General features: G+C 71.1%; 15 protein-coding genes. 9 read left to right on the top strand and 6 right to left on the bottom strand.

Annotation, left to right across the window (positions count from 1 at the left end; translation table 11 throughout):
* Positions 1–39 precede the first annotated feature (39 nt).
* A complete protein-coding gene (locus ABD363_RS07035) occupies positions 40–1152 on the top strand; it encodes a LacI family DNA-binding transcriptional regulator (RefSeq protein ID WP_344600719.1) in 1113 nt (370 codons plus the stop codon).
* Between the two features lie 251 nt (positions 1153–1403).
* Positions 1404–2537, top strand: a complete 1134-nt coding sequence (locus ABD363_RS07030) for a metallophosphoesterase (protein WP_344600717.1) — start codon at positions 1404–1406, stop codon at positions 2535–2537.
* A gap of 325 nt (positions 2538–2862) precedes the next feature.
* Here the strand turns inward: ABD363_RS07030 and thiC are convergent, their stop codons facing one another.
* A complete protein-coding gene (gene thiC / locus ABD363_RS07025) occupies positions 2863–4671 on the bottom strand; it encodes a phosphomethylpyrimidine synthase ThiC (RefSeq protein WP_344600715.1) in 1809 nt (602 codons plus the stop codon).
* 253 nt (positions 4672–4924) lie between these two features.
* Between thiC and ABD363_RS07020 the strand changes: the two genes are divergently transcribed.
* Positions 4925–6514 (top strand): YibE/F family protein, encoded by a 1590-nt coding sequence (locus ABD363_RS07020; protein WP_344600713.1) that lies wholly within the window; start codon positions 4925–4927, stop codon positions 6512–6514.
* A 173-nt stretch (positions 6515–6687) separates the two neighbouring features.
* Here ABD363_RS07020 and ABD363_RS07015 read toward each other — a convergent pair whose 3' ends face one another.
* From ABD363_RS07015 to ABD363_RS07000, 4 genes are all read right to left on the bottom strand, one after another.
* Complete coding sequence (locus tag ABD363_RS07015) at positions 6688–7125, bottom strand: SsgA family sporulation/cell division regulator (RefSeq protein WP_344600711.1); 438 nt, start codon at positions 7123–7125, stop codon at positions 6688–6690.
* Between the two features lie 97 nt (positions 7126–7222).
* Positions 7223–7936 carry an IclR family transcriptional regulator gene (locus tag ABD363_RS07010; protein ID WP_425577946.1) on the bottom strand — a complete coding sequence of 238 codons (714 nt, stop codon included), beginning with the start codon at positions 7934–7936 and terminating at the stop codon, positions 7223–7225.
* 349 nt (positions 7937–8285) lie between these two features.
* On the bottom strand, positions 8286–8498 hold the full coding sequence (locus ABD363_RS07005; RefSeq protein ID WP_344600709.1) for a DUF5326 family protein: 213 nt from the start codon (positions 8496–8498) through the stop codon (positions 8286–8288).
* Between the two features lie 173 nt (positions 8499–8671).
* Positions 8672–8989 carry a cupin domain-containing protein gene (locus ABD363_RS07000; RefSeq protein WP_344600707.1) on the bottom strand — a complete coding sequence of 106 codons (318 nt, stop codon included), beginning with the start codon at positions 8987–8989 and terminating at the stop codon, positions 8672–8674.
* Positions 8990–9048: 59 nt separating this feature from the next.
* Here ABD363_RS07000 and ABD363_RS06995 point away from each other — a divergent pair, with 59 nt between their 5' ends.
* From ABD363_RS06995 to ABD363_RS06970, 6 genes are all read left to right on the top strand, one after another.
* Positions 9049–9426, top strand: a complete 378-nt coding sequence (locus ABD363_RS06995) for a phage holin family protein (RefSeq protein ID WP_344600705.1) — start codon at positions 9049–9051, stop codon at positions 9424–9426.
* A 5-nt stretch (positions 9427–9431) separates the two neighbouring features.
* On the top strand, positions 9432–9926 hold the full coding sequence (locus ABD363_RS06990; RefSeq protein ID WP_344600703.1) for a low molecular weight protein-tyrosine-phosphatase: 495 nt from the start codon (positions 9432–9434) through the stop codon (positions 9924–9926).
* Positions 9923–11086, top strand: a complete 1164-nt coding sequence (locus tag ABD363_RS06985) for a cystathionine gamma-lyase (protein ID WP_344600701.1) — start codon at positions 9923–9925, stop codon at positions 11084–11086. Before ABD363_RS06990 ends, ABD363_RS06985 begins: the two co-directional genes overlap by 4 nt.
* 217 nt (positions 11087–11303) lie before the next feature.
* The gene (locus ABD363_RS06980; protein WP_344600699.1) at positions 11304–12209 is read left to right on the top strand and encodes a LysR family transcriptional regulator; all 906 of its coding nucleotides are present in this window, start codon (positions 11304–11306) and stop codon (positions 12207–12209) included.
* An 87-nt stretch (positions 12210–12296) separates the two neighbouring features.
* The gene (locus ABD363_RS06975; protein ID WP_344600697.1) at positions 12297–12779 is read left to right on the top strand and encodes an NUDIX domain-containing protein; all 483 of its coding nucleotides are present in this window, start codon (positions 12297–12299) and stop codon (positions 12777–12779) included.
* 554 nt (positions 12780–13333) lie between these two features.
* Positions 13334–14200: a GNAT family N-acetyltransferase gene (locus ABD363_RS06970; RefSeq protein ID WP_344600695.1), complete on the top strand. Its 867-nt coding sequence runs from the start codon at positions 13334–13336 to the stop codon at positions 14198–14200.
* 87 nt (positions 14201–14287) lie between these two features.
* Here the strand turns inward: ABD363_RS06970 and ABD363_RS06965 are convergent, their stop codons facing one another.
* Positions 14288–14710, bottom strand: coding sequence for a GlcG/HbpS family heme-binding protein (locus ABD363_RS06965; protein WP_344600693.1), 423 nt, complete (start codon positions 14708–14710; stop codon positions 14288–14290).
* Positions 14711–14879: the final 169 nt, after the last annotated feature.

The following is a 14879-nucleotide window of genomic DNA, read 5'->3' as shown; positions in this document are numbered from 1 at the left end:
CGCCCTACCCCACCGCATGAGCCCTACTATCGGCACGCCATGACAGCAGCAGGGAAGCACCAGGTGAGCCGCGCGGAAACCTCACGTCGAGGCAACCGGCCGGGCCGGGCGGGTATCAGGGACGTGGCCGCCGCCGCCGGAGTCTCCATCACGACCGTCTCCGACGCCCTCAACGGCAAGGGCCGGCTCCCGGATGCCACCCGACGCCATGTCCGCGAGGTCGCCGACCGGCTGGGTTACCGCCCGTCGGCCGCCGCCCGCACGCTCCGCACCGGCAAGTCGGGCCTCATCGGCCTGACCGTGACGACGTACGGGGATGAACCTTTCACCTTCACCGAGTTCGCGTACTTCGCCGAAATGGCCCGGGCCGCGACCTCCGCCGCGCTCGCCCGCGGCTACGCCCTCGTCATCCTGCCGGCGACCTCCCGCCACGACGTGTGGTCGAACGTCGCCCTGGACGGCACCGTCGTCATCGACCCCTCCGACCAGGACCCGGTCGTCAGCGAACTGGTCCGGCAGGGGTTACCGGTCGTCTCCGACGGCCGCCCGGCCGGCTCCCTCCCGGTCACCGCCTGGGTCGACAACGACCACGAGGCCGCCGTGCTCGGCATCCTCGACCACCTGGCCGACGCCGGCGCCCGCCGCATCGGCCTGCTCACCGGCACGACCACGGACACGTACACCCATCTGTCGACGACCGCGTACCTGCGCTGGTGCGAGCGCGCCGGCCAGGACCCGGTGTACGAGGCGTACCCGGCGCACGATCCGTGCGCGGGCGCCGTCGCCGCCGACCGGCTGCTCGCCCGCCCCGACCGGCCCGACGCCGTCTACGGCCTGTTCGACCCCAACGGCACCGATCTGCTCGCCGCCGCCCGTCGCTACGGCCTGCGTGTACCGGACGACCTGCTTCTGGTCTGCTGCAGCGAGTCCACCGTCTACGCCAACACCGAGCCGCCCGTCACCACCCTCTCCCTGAAGCCGCGCCGCATCGGCACGGCGGTGGTGCAGCTCCTGATCGACGCCATCGAGGGCGTCGAGTCGGAACAGCCGGTCGAGCGGGTGATACCGACCGAGCTGATCGTGCGCACCTCCTCCCAGCGCCGTCCGTCGCGTACGACCGTCAGCCCGCCCCGGTCGCCCGACGAGCGGTAGGCCCACGCGGTCACCGTACGAGTCGGTAGGCCCCGGAAGCGGGGCGGAGGAGAGCCGGGAAAGGCGGGCGAGCACGGTCGCCGGCTGGTCGAAGCCTGGTCCAATCGGGGCGAAAGCCGCGGTGAACCGGACTCCTGCTCCGATTCACCACCCCTGGGTCATCACATGGCGCGATCCGCATTCCTATGATGGGCCCACGACACCGCGGGCCGCTGCGACCAGGCAGTCCGATGCGGTGCAGATGCGGCGCGATGGTGGAGGGGTCGATGACTCAGGGGGCCGGTCAGGGACCCGAGGTGGAGCGGACGGCGACGTTGCGCGACTTCCGGGTGCCCGCGTACGTCCACGAGACCGGTCCGTACGTCCACAGCACCCACCCGGGCGAGATCGCCCCGCCACCCGTCGCCCCCCCGCCGCCGCCCGTCGCCCCCCCGCCGCCGCCCGAGGAGGCCTACCCGGAGGGGTACACGCCCACCCAGCGCGACCTGCCCGTCATCAACCGGGGTGACACGCTTCAGGTGACCGTCGATCCGGCGCCGTCGCCGGTCCCGCAGCCGGCCACCGGCCCGGGCCCGCTGTACGTCGTCGGCGACGTGCACGGCTACCTCGACCAGCTGGTCGCCGCCCTTCAGGAGAAGGGCCTGATCGACGCGGCGGGACACTGGTGCGCGGGCACCGCCCGGCTGTGGTTCCTCGGCGACTTCACCGACCGCGGCCCGGACGGCATCGGCGTCATCGACCTGGTGATGCGGCTGTCCGCCGAGGCCGCCGCGGCCGGCGGCTACTGCAAGGCGCTGATGGGCAACCACGAACTGCTGCTGCTCGGCGCCAAGCGGTTCGGCGACACCCCCGTCAACTCCGGCGCGGGCACCGCCACCTTCCAGGCGGCCTGGCTGCTCAACGGCGGCCAGAAGACCGACATGGACCGTCTCCAGGACCACCACCTGCAGTGGATGGCCCGGCTCGACGCCCTGGAGGAGGTCGACGGCCACCTGCTGGTCCACTCCGACACCACCGCCTACCTGGACTACGGCCGCTCGATCGAGGAGGTCAACGACACCGTCCACGAGACGCTCACCCGCAACGACGCGGACGAGGTCTGGGACCTGTTCCGCAAGTTCACCAAGCGGTTCTCCTTCCGTGACGAGGGCGGCGCCGACGCCGTGCGCTCCCTGCTGGACACGTACGGCGGCACCCGCATCGTCCACGGCCACAGCCCCATCCCGTACCTGCTGGGCGAGGTCGGCTCGGAAGACGGTGAGGACGGCGCCGGCCCCGTCGTCCAGGGACCGCACGTCTACGCCGACGGGCTCGCCATCGCCATGGACGGCGGAGTGACGATGGCCGGAAAGCTGCTGGTCCAGCAACTGCCGCTGGACGTCTGAGCGTTCATCGGGCGCAATCCCTCCCCCCGGCGGACCGTCGAGCGACCGCGCCGGGCACGGCAGTCGCGCCGCGGAAAGGCCGGGGCCCGCGGAGACGGTCCGGGGCCTGCGGGGACGGTCCGGGGCCGGGTAACGGGAGCGCGGGTGGCGCCGTCGCTCCACGGCCGTCACCGCGGCCGGCCCCGGCGGCCTCCGGCCGCGCCCCGCCCGTCCGGCCCGCGCCTGGTGGGCACGGGCCGAACGGCGCCGGATCATTCCGGTGCCGGATCATTCCGGCGCCGGATCGCGGAACGGGATCCGGGAGCGGATCACCCGCCCGGCCGGGTCAGTCCGCGATCGGCAGGTAGACCCGGTTGCCCGCGGCCGCGAACTCCTTCGACTTCTGGGCCATGCCCTCCTCGATCTCGGCCCGTGTGCCGCCGTGTTCGCGGCGGATGTCCTGCGAGATCTTCATGCTGCAGAACTTCGGTCCGCACATCGAGCAGAAGTGGGCCGTCTTGGCGGGCTCGGCCGGCAAGGTCTCGTCGTGGAACTCCCGCGCGGTGTCCGGGTCCAGGGCGAGGTTGAACTGGTCCTCCCACCGGAACCCGAAACGGGCGTCGGACAGCGCGTCGTCCCACTCCTGCGCACCGGGGTGCCCCTTGGCCAGATCGGCCGCGTGAGCGGCGATCTTGTAGGTGATGACGCCGGTCTTGACGTCGTCGCGGTTGGGCAGGCCCAGGTGCTCCTTGGGCGTCACGTAGCAGAGCATCGCCGTGCCCCACCAGGCGATCATCGCGGCACCGATGCCGGAGGTGATGTGGTCGTACGCCGGTGCGACGTCCGTCGTCAGCGGGCCGAGCGTGTAGAACGGGGCTTCGTCGCAGATCTCCTGCTGAAGGTCGATGTTCTCCTTGATCTTGTGCATCGGGACGTGGCCCGGGCCTTCGATCATGGTCTGTACGTGAAAGCGCCTGGCGATCCGGTTGAGTTCCCCGAGCGTCCTCAACTCCGCGAACTGGGCCTCGTCGTTGGCGTCCGCGATCGAGCCGGGGCGCAGGCCGTCGCCGAGGGAGTACGTGACGTCGTAGGCGGCGAGGATCTCGCAGAGCTCCTCGAAGTGCTCGTACAGGAACGACTCCTTGTGGTGCGCCAGGCACCACGCGGCCATGATCGAGCCGCCGCGCGAGACGATGCCGGTCTTGCGGTTCGCCGTCAGCGGCACGTACGCCAGGCGCACGCCCGCGTGCACCGTCATGTAGTCCACGCCCTGCTCGGCCTGCTCGATGACCGTGTCCTTGTAGATCTCCCAGGTCAGCTCCTCGGCCTTGCCGTCGACCTTCTCCAGGGCCTGGTAGAGCGGCACCGTGCCGATGGGGACGGGGGAGTTGCGCAGCACCCACTCGCGGGTGGTGTGGATGTTGCGGCCGGTGGACAGGTCCATGACCGTGTCGGCCCCCCAGCGGGTCGCCCAGGTCATCTTCTCGACCTCCTCCTCGATGGAGGAGGTCACCGCCGAGTTGCCGATGTTGGCGTTGACCTTCACCAGGAACCGCTTGCCGATGATCATCGGCTCGATCTCCGGGTGGTTGACGTTGGCCGGCAACACCGCCCGGCCCGCCGCGATCTCCTCGCGGACCACCTCGGGGGAAACGTTCTCCCTGAGGGCCACGAACTCCATCTCCGGTGTGATCTCACCCCGGCGCGCGTACGCGAGCTGCGTGACCGCCCGGCCGTCACGGCTGCGGCGCGGCTGCCGCGGCCGTCCGGGGAAGACCGCGTCCAGGTTGCGCAGACCGCCGCGCGGCGAGGTGTGCTTGATCCCGTCGTCCTCGGGACGGACGGGACGGCCCGCGTACTCCTCGGTGTCGCCGCGGGCGATGATCCACTTCTCCCGCAGCGGGGGCAGTCCCCTGCGGACATCGGTGTCGACGAGTGGATCGGTGTACGGGCCCGAGGTGTCGTACAGCGTGACCGACTGCCCGTTGGTGAGGTGCACCTGTCGGACCGGCACCCGCAGATCGGGGCGTGAGCCCTCGATGTACGCCTTGTGCCAGCCGATGGACTTCCCGGCCTCCCCGTTGCTCGGTCCGTCGGCCGGTCCCCCGGCCTGGGTCCGCATGGAGGCAGGCGTGCGTGCGTCCTTGTTGGTCATGAGACCTACTCCCTACGCCGGCATTACCCGGTAACAGGTTCGGCGGTCGACGCAGCGATTTCCGTCCGGCGATGTCCCGTGTGAAACATCACTCGACTCCGGTGACGTTTCATGTGAAACATCGCTGGGACGGAGGTCAGCGCCCTCTCAGCCCGGTGCTCCGAGCTCCCGCGTGTACAAAGGTGCCTCCACGCTAGCGTCACTTCGGGCGCGGTGAACAGAGGGCCCCTCTCGTTCTTGCGATGATCGGTCGGTGACCACGACGCAGCATCCCCCCTACCCGCCGCCCGAACCCCCCCGCGGCAACGGCGCCGGAAGCGGCACCGGCCGTGGCGGCAGCCCTGCTTCCGGCGGGACCGGACGCGACGGCCCGAACCGCGGCCCGGGTCCCGGTGGCGGGCATGGATACGCCCCGGGGTTCGGTGCCGGGCCCGCGCCCGGTCCGGCCCCCGGGCCCGCCGTCGGCGGGCCCGGCCATGACGGCGGCCACGGGCACGGTCCCGGGGACGGTGGCGGGCACGGCCCCGGTGGTGACGGATACGGCCACTCGCACGGGCACGGTCACAGCCACGGCCCGGCGGCGCCCGTGTCCAAGCATCTGCGCAAGGTCATCGCTGCGGTTCTCATCCCGTTCGCCGCGGCGGTGCTGGTCGGGCTCGCGGTGCTGTGGCCGGGCGGCGCGCCGCCGCACGAGCGCACCGGGGTCGGGTTCGACCGGCAGACGCAGCAGGCCACGGTCACGACCGTCGAGGAGGTGAGCTGCGCGTCCGTCAACGCCTCCGGCCCCACGCCGACCGGCGACACGTCCACCGCCGAGGGCTCCTCCGCCCAGCAGCAGGCGACCGGTACCTGCAAGAGGGCGACGATCCGGGTCGACACCGGCAAGGACAAGGGTCGTACGTTCACCGAGATCGTGCAGCCCGACCAGTCGCGGCAGCTGCACGAGGGACAGGAGGTCGTGGTCGCCTACGAGCCCTCCGCGCCGAAGGACCTGCAGTACTCGGTGGCGGACGTGAACCGCCGGATGCCGATGACGCTGCTCGCCGGCGTCTTCGCGCTCGCCGTCGTGGTCGTCGGGCGGCTGCGGGGCGTCATGGCGCTGGTCGCGCTGGCCATCAGCTTCCTGGTGCTGAGCCTGTTCATGCTGCCGGCCATCCTGCAGGGCTCGAACCCGCTGGTCGTGGCGGTGATCGGGTCGAGCGCCATCATGCTGATCGCCCTGTACCTGTGCCATGGCCTGTCGGCCCGGACCTCCGTGGCGGTGCTCGGCACGCTGATCTCGCTGCTGCTGATCGGCGTCCTGGGCTCGCTCTTCATCGGCTGGGCCGCGCTGACCGGCAACACGGACGACAACACCGGTCTGATCCACGGCCTCTATCCGACGATCGACATGAGCGGTCTGCTGCTGGCCGGCGTCATCATCGGTTCGCTCGGCGTCCTGGACGACGTGACGGTCACGCAGACGTCGGCGGTGTGGGAGCTGCACGCGGCCAACCCGTCGATGGGCTGGCGCGGGCTGTACCGGGCGGGCATCCGCATCGGCCGCGACCACATCGCGTCCGTGGTCAACACGCTCGTCCTCGCGTACGCCGGTGCCGCGCTGCCGCTGCTGCTGCTGTTCTCCATCGCGCAGAGCAGCGTGGGCACGGTCGCCAACAGCGAGCTGGTCGCGGAGGAGATCGTCCGGACGCTGGTCGGCTCGATCGGGCTGGTGGCGTCGGTGCCGGTCACCACCGCCCTCGCCGCCCTGGTGGTCTCGGCCGACCGGCCCGGGCCGGAGACGGCGGGGACCGTACCGGCTCCGGCCCGGGGCGGAGGCAGGGGGCGGCGCCGCAAGCGGTGACGTATGCGGCGGGGGACCGGCGCTCTCCACCGGGGTCCGGGGAGTCTCGCAGGGGCCGGGGAACCTCGCCAAGGTCCGGGGAATCGATCCTGCCCGCCCTCGTCCGGCGGCTCCCGCCCCGGCCGCCGGCTGGCGAAGCGTTACGCCAACGCCGTATCGCCCGACGCGACGCTTCAGCCCGCGCTCTGCTCCTCCGCCAGGATGCGGTCCAGCGCCTCGTCGAGGTGGGCGTCGAAGTCGGCGAGGGAACCTTCCTGTCCCAGGGGCACCAGCTTGTCGGTGCGGTCGAGGAAGGCGACCAGAGGCGCCGCGGAGGAGCGGAACAGCGCCTGGTCGCTGCCGACCTGGAGCCGGATCAGGACCTCGCTCAGCGGCTCGGGTTCGACGGGTGAAATGCGCACATCGCCGTCCCCGCACGGCCGGCCCACTCCGTCGATCAGCAGTTCTCGCCCGAAAGCCCAGGTCACCGGGGCGTCGCCGGGCAGGTGAAAGGTCAGCCGCACGGCGTAGGGATCACAGGTCTCGTACCGCAACTCCACCGGAATGCGGAAAGAGAGCTCCTCGGAGACGAGAAAGCTCATCATGACCTCTGCCTGCACGGACTCTTGCATTGCCTACCCCGTCATTCGCCGTCGACTGGCCGGGAATCAACCTCTGATACTTGTGCATCTTGCTGAACGTGCACGCCAGATCACAAGGAGTGAGTTTTCAGATACTGATAGAGAGGGTGAGCGACCCCAGCAGCCGCCCCATCTCCTCCTGCAACTGCCGCACCGCCGGCATCAGACGTTCCGCCTGGTGAACGGGGAGGGAGAGGGCGAGGGTGGCGGCCGTGGCGCCGACCGTGACCGGGATCGCGGCGCACACCGTTCCCAGGGCGTACTCCTGTCGTTCGATCACTGGTTCCATACGCCTCAATTGCTCCAGGCGCTTCAGCAGAGTGCTTTCGTCACGCACCGTGTACGGCGTGAGGGGACGCACCGGATGGCGGTCGAGGTGGTCGCGGCGCGCCTCCTCGTCCAGCTGCGCCAGCAGGCACTGTCCGACGGCGTGCGCGTGCCCGGTCTCGCGGAAGTCCGCCCACTCCTCGACGGCCGGGTTGCCCGGAGTGTCGGAGACGCACACGACCTCGATCTCGCCGTCCCGGTACATCGCGTAGTACAGGGGCGCGCCGATCACATCCCGCCAGCCGGCGAGCGTGTCCGCGACCGTGCTGCGACGTTTCTGCCAAGCCGCGCTGCCGCCCAGCCGTACGGCCGCCTCGCCGAGGAAGAACAGTCCCTTCTCGCGGCGCAGACAGCCCTCGTGCACGAGGGTGCGCAGCAAGTGGTAGGCGGTGGGCAGCGCCAGCCCGGTCTCGCGGGCCAGCTGCTTGGCGGGGGCCCCGTGCGGGTGCTCGGCGACGCGCTCCAGGAGACGCATCGCGCGCTGGACGGATCCGATGAGGGTTCCCGGGGGCGGCGCGGGGGGCGCGGGCCGCTCGGAGTGCCGGGCCCGGTCTCCCCGGGAGGAGGCCGGGGTCCGGGGGGCCGTGTGGGGGGTGCGGGGGTCTGCGGGTGCGAGGTGAGCGGTGGCCAAGGGGCACTCCCGAGCGCGAGGAGCCGGCCCGTGCGAAGAACACGGGTAGGGGTGTACGCCGCCCGCGAGGGGTGGGGGACCCCCGCGTGGATTTCCGGACTCTAACCGTCCGTCACCACTCGTATACGGCTCGCTCGGGAAACTTCCCCCGGCCGGGGGAACCGGCGACGCCCGTCACCGGCTCCCCCGCGGCTCACCAGTCGCCGCGCGACGAGGAACTCGACGTGAACTTGCGTACGACGTAGATCAGACCGCCGACCAGGGCCACGAAGAGCAGCAGCTTGAACAGCAGCTTGACCACGAAGCCGACCACGCTGGCGATCAGCCCGCCGAACACGAGCAGGGCGATGAGCGGCACCGCGATCCACTTCACCCACCACGGCAGTCCCGCGAAGATCTCTCGCATCGCCCTCGTCCTTACCTCTCCGCCCGCGCTGTGCCGGGTTGTGTCGGTGCTTCCGAAGCTCGGCGGTTCCGCTGCTTCCTGCACTCGATGCTAGGGCCGGCAGGGCGTCGGCCGGGGACCTCGCGTCCCTTGTCCTCCCCTGACCGGTCCCCTAGGGAACCCCGAGGGGCGGCTCAGCCCTCGGGCGGGGAGAACACGACGAGCACCCGCAGGTCCTCGCTGATGTGGTGGAACTTGTGGGCGACCCCGGCCGGCACGTACACCACGCTGCCACGCGCCACCTGGGTGGTCTCCAGGCCGACGGTGAGCGAGGCCCGGCCGCTCACGACGAAGTACACCTCGTCCTGCTCATGCGGCTTCTGCGGATCGTGCTCGCCCGCGTCGAGGGCGTACAGGCCGACCGACATGTTCCGCTCCCGCAGGAACTGGAGATACGCCCCGTCGTTGGCGGCGCGCTCCGCCTCCAGTTCGTCCAGCCGGAATGCCTTCATCGCCTCGTCCGCCCTCGCCTCACTGCTCGTACCGATCCTGGTCTGCCACGATCAGACACATGATGAATTTCGTAGTCAAGACGATCGCCAACGCCGGTGCGCTGGCGGTCGCCGTCTGGCTGCTCGACAAGATCACCCTGACCGGGGACGGCACGGGCAGGAAGGCCGGTACGCTGATCCTCGTCGCGCTGCTCTTCGGCCTGGTGAACTTCCTGGTCAAGCCGGTCGTGCGGCTGCTGAGCCTGCCGCTGCTCGTCCTGACGCTGGGCCTGTTCACCCTGGTGGTGAACGCGCTCATGCTGCTGCTGACCTCGTGGCTGGCCGACAAGCTCGACCTGAGCTTCCACGTCGAGGGGTTCTGGACCGCCGTCGTGGGCGGCCTGATCATCTCGATCGTCTCCTGGGCCCTCCACGTCGTCCTGCCCGACAAGGACTGATACCGATGACCTACCGCGTCTGCTTCGTCTGCACCGGCAACATCTGCCGTTCCCCGATGGCCGAGGCCGTCTTCCGCGCGCGGGTGGCGGAGGCCGGGCTCGACGCCCTGGTCGAGGTCGACAGCGCCGGTACGGGCGGCTGGCACGAGGGTGAGGGCGCCGATCCGCGTACCGTGGCCGTCCTGGAGGAGAACGGCTACACCATCGACCACACGGCCCGGCAGTTCCAGCCGTCCTGGTTCTCCCGTCTCGACCTCGTCGTCGCCCTCGACTCCGGTCACCTCAGGGCCCTGCGCCGTCTCGCGCCCACGGAGCAGGACGCGGAGAAGGTGCGGCTGCTGCGGTCCTACGCCCACCCGTCGCCCGGCCACGACCTCGATGTGCCGGACCCTTACTACGGGGGCCGTGAAGGCTTCGACGAGTGTCTTGAGATGGTGGAGGAGGCGAGCATCGGACTGCTCGCCGCGATACGCGAGCAAGTGGAAGGACGGGCGGCATGAGCGATTCCGCTACGGACGGCGGAGGCAGCGGGTTCCTGGGCGCCGGTGACGGCACCCGCGCGGTACGGGCGGGGCTGCCCGAGCCGGTGAAACACGAGCCGACCCTGCCCGGCCCCGTGTTCGCCGCCCACTTCCACCTGCCGGGCGACCCCACCGGCCCGTACACCTACGGCCGCGACGAGAATCCGACCTGGACCCTGCTCGAGCGTGCCATCGGCGAGCTGGAGGCGCCCGGGCAGGACGGCGTCGAGACGCTCGTGTTCGCCTCCGGCATGGCGGCGATCTCCTCGGTGCTCTTCTCGCAGCTGCGCGCCGGGGACACGGTCGTACTGCCCGCCGACGGCTACCAGGTGCTGCCGCTGGTGCGCGCCCAGCTGGAGGCGTACGGCGTCGAGGTGCGCACGGCGCCGACCGGCGGTGATGCCCAGCTCGACGTCCTCGACGGCGCGAAGCTGCTGTGGATCGAGACGCCGTCGAACCCCGGGCTGGACGTGTGCGACGTACGCCGACTCGCCGAGGCGGCGCACGCGCGGGGTGCCCTGGTCGCCGTCGACAACACTCTCGCCACGCCGCTCGGGCAACGTCCGCTGGAGCTCGGCGCGGACTTCTCCGTGGCCAGCGGCACCAAGCAGCTCACCGGCCACGGCGACATCCTGCTGGGTTACGTCACCGGCCGCGACGCCGAGGCCATGGCGGCCGTACGACGCTGGCGCAAGATCGTCGGTGCGATTCCGGGACCCATGGAGGCCTGGCTCGCGCACCGCTCGATCGCCACCCTCCAGCTGCGCGCCGAACGGCAGAACGCCAACGCCCTGGTCGTCGCCCGGGCCCTGCGCGCACGGCCCGAGGTGACCGGGCTGCGCTATCCGGGGCTGCCCGAGGACCCCTCGCACAAGGTGGCCTCGCAGCAGATGCGGCGCTACGGGTGTGTGGTGTCCTTCACCCTGCCCACGCGCGCGCGTGCCGACCGCTTCCTCGACGCGCTGCGCCTCGTGGACGACGCGACCAGCTTCGGCGGGGTGCGGTCCACGGCCGAACGGCGCGGACGCTGGGGCGGCGACGCGGTGCCGGAGGGCTTCATCCGGCTCTCGGTGGGTGCCGAGGACCCCGAGGACCTGGTGGCGGACCTGCTGCGCGCACTGGACGAGTCGGCGGACTGACCGCCGGATCGCTCCCGTCCCCATGGCGGACGGTCCGAGCCTCCCCCCTCGTGGCTCGGACCGTCCCCGGTTCTGCGCGCGAAGAACCGCTTCACCAAGGCTAATTGACTCTGTGTCAGTGTCCAATCACCGTAGGGACAGAGGCCTATCGACATATTTATAGTTGGGCGCGAGCCGGGGAGCTGAGGCAGAAGCACCGAAGGGGGAGGTCGTTTTCGTGGATCTGGCCTTGCTGCGCACCTTCGTGACCGTGCACCGGGCCGGTTCCTTCACTCGCGCCGCCGCCCTGCTCGGCCTCTCCCAGCCGGCCGTCACCTCACAGATCCGCACGCTGGAACGGCAACTGGGCCGGCCCCTGTTCCTGCGGCAGGCCCGCGGTGTGACGCCGACGACCATCGGCGACGAACTCGCCCACAAGGCCGCCCCCCACCTCGACGCCCTGGCGGAGATCGCCCAGAGCGGGCTCGACGACGACTCCTCCTTACGGACGCTGCATCTCGCCGGGCCTCCCGAGTTCACCGCCGAGCGCGCGCTGCCCGCGCTCACCGAGCTCACCGGTGAGGACGGACAGGGCTTCGCCCTGCGCGTCTCCTTCGGCAACGCCGAGGAGACTCTGGAGGGGCTGGCCGCCGGGCATCACGATCTGGTCATCAGTACGGCCCGGCCACGCGGCGCGCTGCTCTCGGCGACTCCGCTCTGTGACGAGGAGCATGTGCTGGTCGCCGCCCCGCGCTGGGCCAAGCAGAACGACTCCGGGAAGCCGCACCTCGACGAAGCGCCCTCTCTGGAACACATTCCGGTGATCGAGGTGCACGAGTCGCTGCCCCTCGTCTCCCGCTACTGGGCGTCCGTCTTCGATTCCTGCCCCGCCGCTCCGGGCACCGTCATCGTCCCCGACCTGCGCGCGGTGCTCGCCTGCGCGATCGCCGGCGCCGGGCTCGCGGTGCTGCCCCGCTACCTGTGTGCGACCGCTCTGGAGCGCGGGGACGTCGTCGCCCTGCACGAACCGGCGGTACCGCCGCTGCGAACGTACTTCCTGGTGGTGCGCACCGGCACGCTGGCGATGCCGCACATCGCGCGTGCCCATGAGTGGCTGCGGCGCACGGCCGCCGACTGGTGCTGAGCCAGACGGGAGCGGCCTCACCCTGAGGGCCCGGGCGGTGACGTTTCGCGATGTTTCACGTGGAACCAGCCGGGCCACATTTCACCCATGACCGTCCGACCCGTGGTCAAGCGCACCGCCCGCGCCGTTCTTCTGGACGGCGACGACCTGATCCTGATCAAGCGCACCAAGCCTGGCCTGGATCCCTACTGGGTCACCCCCGGGGGCGGGGTCGAGCCGGAGGATCCGTCCGTCGTCCACGCCCTGCACCGCGAGGTGTACGAGGAACTCGGCGCCAAGATCACCGACGTGGTCCCCTGCTTCGTGGACACCGTGGAGCACATCGGCGAGGACGGCGGCGCGACCGGAGTCAAGGTGCAGCACTTCTTCGTCTGCCGCCTGGAGTCCATGGACCCCTCCCTGCGGCACGGCCCCGAGGTCGACCAGCCCGTCGGCGAGTACGAGATCGTACGGGTGCCCTTCACCCGGGTCGGCATCGCCTCCGTCCACCTCGTGCCGCTGTCGCTGCGGCACTACCTGGACGGCAACATCGAGGGTGTGCGGGCCATGCACGCCCCTGATCTGGGCTGACCGCAGACCGGGAGGCAGCGCTCGGCTTCGCGGCCGGTTTCCCGCGCGGCGTGGACCCGCCGCCCCTGCCGCCGGAGGCACTGTCGCCGGCCGGAGTGTCCACGGTCGGCCCCGCCCCGGGCATTCCCCGGCCGGTCCGTGCACGTCCTCGGCCGCAGGGCGTGTCCCCGGCGAACGGATCGCTCCGCCTGTCCGTACCGTGCGCATCCCACCCCAGCCCCATACCGGGATCGGCCCTACCGTCCGTTGCCTCGCGCACAAGCCCTCGCCCGGGCCACCTGTACGGGCACGACACGAATCATCAGGTCCGTCGGCTGCCAGGCGCTCCACGCTCCGTCAGGGGCATACGGCTGATCCTCCCGGCGCCCCGGGGCTGCCTCCGGCCCGAGCCACCGGAAGGAGGCCGCCGGGCGCCGGCCGCTCCCCGATGTTTCACGTGAAACACCCGGCAGCTGTCCGCACGCTGTACGCCCGGCCACGGCATGGCCAAAAGGCCGTATGTCTCCTGTGAAACAGGTGGACGCCAAGGGCTCTCTTCGGACAGCCTGACCTGCGTGCCGACTCCTTCCCTCGCCTCTCTGCCCATCCGCCGTCTGACACTTCGCGATCTCACCGCCTGCGCCGACTTGTCCGAGAACCGGGGGTGGCCGCGCGAGGAGCACAAATGGAGCCTCCTCCTCACGGCCGGGAAGGGCTACGGCATCGACGACCCCGACGGGGGCCTCGTCGGCGCCTGCGTGGTCACCGAGTACGGGCCGCAGGAGCACCCCGACCTCGCGGCCGTCGGGATGGTGCTGGTCGCCGAACGGCATGCCCGTCAGGGTGTGGGACGCCGGCTGATGCGCCAGATCGTCGCGGCCATGGGCACCACACCGCTGACCCTGCACTCGACACCGTACGGGCGGCCGCTCTACGAGGAACTCGGCTTCAAGGTCACCGGCCGGGCGGAAATGCTGCGCGGACGCTTCACGCCCGAGGAGCCGACGCCCCGGACCGCCACACGGGCGGCCACCGCGGAGGACCTTCCCGCGATCCTCCGGCTCGACGAGGAAGTGTTCGGCGTCGACCGCACGCACATCATCACGCGACTGCCCGCCTTCGCCGATCAGCTGCGCGTCGCCGAGGACCGAGGCCGGATCACCGGATACACGGCCGCCTGGCCCAACATGGACACACATGTCGTGGGGCCGCTGATCGCCCGCGACACGGAGACGGCGAAGGCGCTGCTCGCCTCGCTCGCCGCCCATACCGACCGTCCGTTGCGCACCGACATCGACGTACGGCACGAGGAACTGCTGAGCTGGGCGAAGGAGCGCGGTCTGAGGTCCGTCGCCTTCAACGCGGTCATGACCTACGGCATCACGGAGCTGCCCGGGGACTGGACCCGGCGGTTCGCTCCCCTGACGGTGGCCGCGGGCTGACACCCCGGAGCCTGCCGCTCGCCGCGTACGACGACGCCGGTTCCCGAGGGCGGTCGGGAACCGGCGTGCGCGAGAACGCGAGTGGCGTCAGGCCAGGGTCTCCACGGAGGCCACGGCGAAGGCGTGGTCCTGCTCCGGAGCGCCACCGCCGACACCGATCGCGCCGATCAGCCGGCCGTCACGGCGGACCGGCACGCCACCCGCGATGAAGAGCAGCGGCCGGTCGAGCGCGGTGGGCAGGGTGTGGAAGAGACCGCCCGGCTGCACCGTGTCGACGAGGTCGGCGGTGGGCGCGTTCAGCTGGAGTGCCGTGTAGGCCTTGCGGGTGCTGGTCTCCCCGGAGATCAGCACCGCCCGGTCGTCCCGCCGGAAGGCCAGCAGGTGGCCCCCGGCGTCCAGGACGGTGACACTGACCGGGACTCCGGCGGTCTCGGCGGCACGGCGGGCCGCGGTGACGAGGATCTCGGCGTCCTGGATCGTCAGCGGGGCGACGGCGGTGGTGGTGCTCATGGGAGGTTCTCTCCTTGATCGATACGTGATGGTGCTGTGCCTCGCCGGATGTCGAGGCGGTGCCCGGCTGCCGGACGCGGGGACGGCCCTGGCCTCGCGCCCGTCAGCCCGGTGTCCGGTGGGACCGGTGCTGTGGCCCGGTACCGGAGCCGGTTCCGCGGCCCGGTAC

The organism is Streptomyces glaucus (assembly GCF_039533365.1).
GTDB lineage: Bacteria > Actinomycetota > Actinomycetes > Streptomycetales > Streptomycetaceae > Streptomyces > Streptomyces glaucus.
This window is presented reverse-complemented; position numbering and strand designations above follow the sequence as displayed.

Coding starts and splice junctions, on each gene's coding strand:
- ABD363_RS07035 (WP_344600719.1), top strand. CDS start 40: ATGACAGCAGCAGGGAAGCACCAGGTGAGCCGCGCGGAAACCTCACGT.
- ABD363_RS07030 (WP_344600717.1), top strand. CDS start 1,404: ATGGTGGAGGGGTCGATGACTCAGGGGGCCGGTCAGGGACCCGAGGTG.
- thiC (WP_344600715.1), bottom strand. CDS start 4,671: ATGACCAACAAGGACGCACGCACGCCTGCCTCCATGCGGACCCAGGCC.
- ABD363_RS07015 (WP_344600711.1), bottom strand. CDS start 7,125: ATGCAAGAGTCCGTGCAGGCAGAGGTCATGATGAGCTTTCTCGTCTCC.
- ABD363_RS07010 (WP_425577946.1), bottom strand. CDS start 7,936: ATGCGTCTCCTGGAGCGCGTCGCCGAGCACCCGCACGGGGCCCCCGCC.
- ABD363_RS07005 (WP_344600709.1), bottom strand. CDS start 8,498: ATGCGAGAGATCTTCGCGGGACTGCCGTGGTGGGTGAAGTGGATCGCG.
- ABD363_RS07000 (WP_344600707.1), bottom strand. CDS start 8,989: ATGAAGGCATTCCGGCTGGACGAACTGGAGGCGGAGCGCGCCGCCAAC.
- ABD363_RS06995 (WP_344600705.1), top strand. CDS start 9,049: ATGATGAATTTCGTAGTCAAGACGATCGCCAACGCCGGTGCGCTGGCG.
- ABD363_RS06990 (WP_344600703.1), top strand. CDS start 9,432: ATGACCTACCGCGTCTGCTTCGTCTGCACCGGCAACATCTGCCGTTCC.
- ABD363_RS06985 (WP_344600701.1), top strand. CDS start 9,923: ATGAGCGATTCCGCTACGGACGGCGGAGGCAGCGGGTTCCTGGGCGCC.
- ABD363_RS06975 (WP_344600697.1), top strand. CDS start 12,297: ATGACCGTCCGACCCGTGGTCAAGCGCACCGCCCGCGCCGTTCTTCTG.
- ABD363_RS06965 (WP_344600693.1), bottom strand. CDS start 14,710: ATGAGCACCACCACCGCCGTCGCCCCGCTGACGATCCAGGACGCCGAG.